The sequence below is a fragment of the Streptomyces sp. NPDC020996 genome, assembly GCF_040641355.1.
In the GTDB taxonomy this organism is placed as follows: domain Bacteria; phylum Actinomycetota; class Actinomycetes; order Streptomycetales; family Streptomycetaceae; genus Streptomyces.
Genome location: NZ_JBFADM010000133.1, coordinates 1 through 4,940, shown reverse-complemented (window position 1 = coordinate 4,940; position 4,940 = coordinate 1). Strand labels below are relative to the sequence as shown.

Below are 4,940 nucleotides of genomic sequence, written 5' to 3'. Positions count from 1 at the left end.
ACCTGCGGGCCGTGCGAGGCGTAGTCCACGTTGATACGCCGGGCGCGCACACCGTCCGCCTCGCAGGCCGCCATCAACTCGTCCAGCGCCTCGGGCTCACCCGAAACAACCGTGGACTGCGGACCGTTGACCGAGGCAAGCGCCAGCCGGTCACCGAAAGGAGCTATCCGCTCCCGCACGGCGTCCGCGGTGTCCGCCACCGACACCATCCCGCCCCGCCCCGCCAAAGCGATGAGCGCACGAGCACGCAACGCGGACACCTTCGCCGCGTCCTCCAGGCTCAGCGCACCCGAGACGGCGGCCGCCGCGATCTCGCCCTGCGAGTGGCCCACCACCGCGGCCGGCTCCACACCCACCGACCGCCACAACTCCGCCAACGACACCATCACCGCCCACAACACCGGCTGCACCACATCCACCCGGTCGAAACCGGGAGCACCCTCGACACCCCGCAGCACATCCAGCAGCGACCAGTCCACGAACTCGGAGAGAGCCTGTGCGCACTCCTCCAACCGCGCGGCGAACACCGGCGAAGCCCCGTACAGCTCCACCGCCATACCCGCCCACTGCGACCCCTGACCGGGGAAGACGAACACCGGACGGTCCGCACCCTTCACCACCGACCCCGTGACCACCCCCGGCCGGCCCTCCGCCAACGCCGACAACCCGGCCAGGAACCCGTCCCGGTCCCCCGCCACCACCACACCCCGCTGCTCCAACGCAGCCCGCGTCCCCACCAACGCCCGCGCCACCGCACCACACGCCACCACCGGCCGCCGCCCCGCGAAATCACGCAACCGAGCGGCCTGTCCTTGGAGGGCGTTCGGGGTGCGGGCCGAGACGGGCCAGGGGATGAGGCCGCCGCCGACGGCAGGTTCCGCCGCGGGGGTTTTCTCCTCCGCAGCGGTGCCCTCGGGAGCGGCGGCGTCGGGAGCGGTGCCCTCGGGAGCGGCGGCGTCGGGAGCGGTGTCGTCGGGAGCGGCGGCGTCGTCGGGGAGGTGCTGTTCGAGGATGACGTGCGCGTTGGTGCCGCTGATGCCGAAGGAGGAGACGGCGGCACGGCGGGGGCGGTCGACCTCGGGCCAGGGGCGTTCGTCGGTGAGGAGTTCGACGGCGCCGGAGCTCCAGTCGATGTGGGGGGACGGTTCGGTGACGTGCAGGGTCCGGGGCAGGACGCCGTGGTGGAGGGCCATGACCATCTTCATGACGCCGGCGATGCCCGAAGCGGCCTGCGTGTGGCCGATGTTGGACTTCACTGAGCCGAGCCACAGGGGCCGGTCGCCGGACCGGTTGCGGCCGTAGGTGGCGAGCAGGGCCTGGGCCTCGATGGGGTCGCCGAGGGCGGTGCCGGTGCCGTGCGCCTCGACGACGTCGACGTCCTGCGTGGAGAGGCGGGCGTCGGCGATGGCCTGCTTGATGACGCGCTGCTGGGAGGGGCCGTTGGGGGCGGTCAGGCCGTTGGAGGCGCCGTCCTGGTTGGTGGCGGAGCCGCGTAGGACCGCGAGCACGGGGTGCCCGTTGCGGACGGCGTCGGAGAGCCGCTCGACGAGGAGGATGCCCGCGCCCTCGGCGAGGGCCATGCCGTCGGCGCCGGCGGAGAAGGCCTTGCAGCGGCCGTCGGCGGCCATTCCGCGCTGCTCGCTGTAGCCGATGAACTCCAGCGGGGTCGACATGACGGTGACACCGCCGACGAGCGCCATGCCGCACTCGTCGCGGCGGAGCGACTGTGCGGCCATGTGGAGCGCGACCAGTCCGGAGGAGCAGGCGGTGTCGACGGAGACGGCCGGGCCTTCGAGTCCGAAGGTGTACGCGATGCGGCCGGAGACGACGCTGGCGGCGCTGCCGGTGGTCAGATGGCCCTCGTAGCCTTCGGGGATCTCGGGCAGTGACCAGCAGTAGTCGAGGTTGTAGCAGCCGATGAAGGTGCCGGTGCGGCTGCCCTTGACGGACAGCGGGTCGATGCCGGCGCGCTCCAGGGCCTCCCAGGCGGTCTCCAGGACGAGACGCTGCTGCGGGTCCATGGCGAGCGCCTCGCGCGGGGAGATGCCGAACACGGACGGGTCGAAGTGACCGGCGTCGTAGAGGAATCCGCCCTCGCGCACGTAGGTGCGGCCGGGGGCGTCGGGGTCGGGGTCGTAGAGGGCGTCGATGTCCCAGCCGCGGTCGGTGGGGAAGCCGCCGATGGCGTCGCCGCCCTCGGTGACCAGGCGCCACAGGTCCTCGGGCGAGGCGACACCGCCGGGGTAGCGGCAGGCCATGCCGACGATCGCGATCGGTTCGTGCCCGGCGTCCTCGACCTCGCGCAGGCGCCGACGCGTCTCGTGCAGATCGGTGGTGACCCACTTGAGGTATTCGCGGAGCTTGTCTTCAGTCGCCATGGGGACCTCTCGGGCCTCTCTGGTTGAGGTGGGGCGCGGTGCACGGGCGGGAAGGACGTTCGGGACGGCCGGTGGGGCGCCGGGCGGCGTCCCGGCCCGGTCTCTCCCCGGTCACTCGGGCCTGCCGAACTCGCGGTGGATGAAGGCGAAGATCTCGTCGTCGGAGGCGGTGTCGAGCTGTTCGCCGACGGATTCGCCGTCGTCGGTGGGCTGTGCCTCCTTCCACCGGGCGAGCAGGGACTCCAGGCGCCGGGTGAGGTCCCTGCGTGCGTCCTGGCCGAGGGCGAGCGAGAGCAGGTCCGTCTCGATGCGGTCGAGTCCGCTGTGTACGGTGGCCGCGGTGGCCTCCTGCTGTCCGGGGTCGCCGAGGAGGTGCTCGCGGAGGTAGCCGGCGAGGGCGGCGGGCGTCGGGTAGTCGAAGACGACCGTGGCGGGCAGGGTCAGGCCGGTGGCCGCGCCGAGGCCGTTGCGCAGTCCCACGGCGGTCAGGGAGTCGAAGCCGAGGTCCTTGAAGGGACGTTCGGCGTCGACGGCGGCGGCCGACGCGTGACCGAGGACGGCGGCGGCGTGCTCGCACACCAGGTCGGCGAGCATGCGGTCCTGCTCGGTCGGGGAGAGTTCGGCGAGCTTCTGCCGCAGCTCCCCGACGGCCCCGCCCGCGGCACCGTCCTTGGCGTCGGCCCGGGCGGCACCGCGCAGGCGGCGCACCTCCGGGATGTCCTCCAGAAGACGGGCCGCGCGGGAGGAGGTGAACAGCGGCAGAAACCGGTCCCAGTCGACGTCGGCGACCGCGACGGCCGTCTGGTCGTGGTCGAGTACGGCGCGCAGCGCGCGGCCCGCGGTGTCCGCCGCGAGCAGCGGCAGTCCGCGGCGCACGGAGCGCCGCTGCAGTTCGGCGGCCTCCTCGGGATGGGTGTCCGCGTCGAACAGGTCCCACACGCCCCAGGCGACGGAGGTCGCGGGCAGCCCGCGGGCGCGGCGCCGCTGGGCGAGGGCGTCCAGGTGCGCGGCGGCCGCGGCGAACGCGGCGTGCTCGCCACCGCCCCAGGACCCGGTGACGGAGGAGAACAGCACGAACGCGTCGAGTTCCCGGCCGTCCCCGCCGAACACCTCGTCCAGGGCGCGGGCCGGTTCGACCCGCGCGGCGAGGGTGGCGGCGAGCTGGTCGACGGTGGTGGCGGCGACCGGGGCCAGTTCGAGGTGGGTGTCTGTGTGCACGACAGTGCGGACCGGCGCCCCGGCCGCCTCCTCGCGCGCCACGGCGGCGGCGAGGGCGGCGGTGTCGGTGCCGTCCCACTCCACGACGGCGACGGTGACGCCGTCGGCCGTCAGCTCCCCGACGAGGTCCCGCAGTTCGGTGAGGTCCGCGCCGGCGGGCACGGTGAACAGCAGGCGCCGGGCACCTTGCACGGCGAGCTGCCGGGCCGCCGCGGCGCCCAGCGGGCCGCCGGCTCCGGTGACGAGAACGGTGCCCCCGGGCTGCCAGGGCCGGGCGGGCTCACCGTCCGGCAGCGGGGCGCGGGCCAGCCTGCGGACGTACGTCCCGGTGGTGCGCAGCGCGACCTGGTCCTCCCCGTCGGAAGCGCCCAGCAGACCGGCGAGACGTGCCCGGGCGGGCTCGTCCAGCTCGCCCGGCAGATCCACCAGGCCGCCCCAGCTCTGGGGGTGCTCCAGCGCGGCGACCAGACCCAGGCCCCACACCTGCGCCTGCACGGCGCTGTGCGGCGCGTCCTCCGGCCCGGCCGCGACGGCGCCCCGGGTCGCGGCCCACAGGGGAACGTCGAGGCCGGCATCGTTCAGGGCCTGGGCCAGAGCGAGGGTGCCGGCCAGCCCTGCGGGCACCGCCGTCCGCTCGGCGTGCGGCCGCTCGTCGAGGGCCAGCAGCGACAGCACCCCGGCGAACGGCCCCTCTTCAACGGCCACCTGCTCGGCCCACGTTGCCCGGGCAGGCCGTGCGGGGTCGAGGACGAGCCGTCGTACCCGGGCCCCGTGAGCGGTCAGCGCGGCGGCGCAGGCCGCCGCCGTCTCCTCGTGCCCGTCCTGCGGGACGGCGAGCAGCCAGGTGCCGGAGAGCGCGGCCGGGGTGAGATCGGGCCGGTGCTTCCATTCGACGCGGTACCGCAGCCCGTCCAGTTCGGTCCGCTCCCGCCGCCCCCGCCGCCACTCGGCGAGCGCGGGCAGCACCCCTTCGAGATGTCCGGTGTCGCCGAGTCCGAGCGTCCCGGCGAGCGAGGCGACGTCCCCGCCCTCGACCGCGTCCCAGAACCCGGCCTCGACCGCGTCGACGACGGGAACACCGGAAGCGGTGTCGGCGGCGGCACGGTGCAGCCAGTAGCGCTCGCGCTGGAAGGCGTAGGTGGGCAGGTCGACGTCGGGTTCACCCTGTGTACGTCCCTGCACTGCCTGCCAGTCGACGTGCGCGCCGTGGACCCAGGCCTCGGCGAGCGAGGCCAGGAAGCGCTGCGGACCGCCCTCGTCGCGGCGCAGGGTGCCCAGGGTGACCGCGGTCGCATCGGAGGCGTCGATGCTCTCCTGCACGCCGATCGTCAGCACCGGGTGCGC

General features: G+C 74.4%; 2 protein-coding genes. Both read right to left on the bottom strand.

Features of this window, described 5'->3' with window-relative positions; translation table 11 throughout:
• Positions 1-2,378: type I polyketide synthase (locus AB0G63_RS38860; protein WP_360760555.1), on the bottom strand; the 2,378-nt coding region annotated here is incomplete at its 3' end.
• A gap of 111 nt (positions 2,379-2,489) precedes the next feature.
• Positions 2,490-4,940 (bottom strand): KR domain-containing protein (locus AB0G63_RS38855; RefSeq protein ID WP_360760552.1); only part of this gene is annotated, 2,451 nt, incomplete at its 5' end.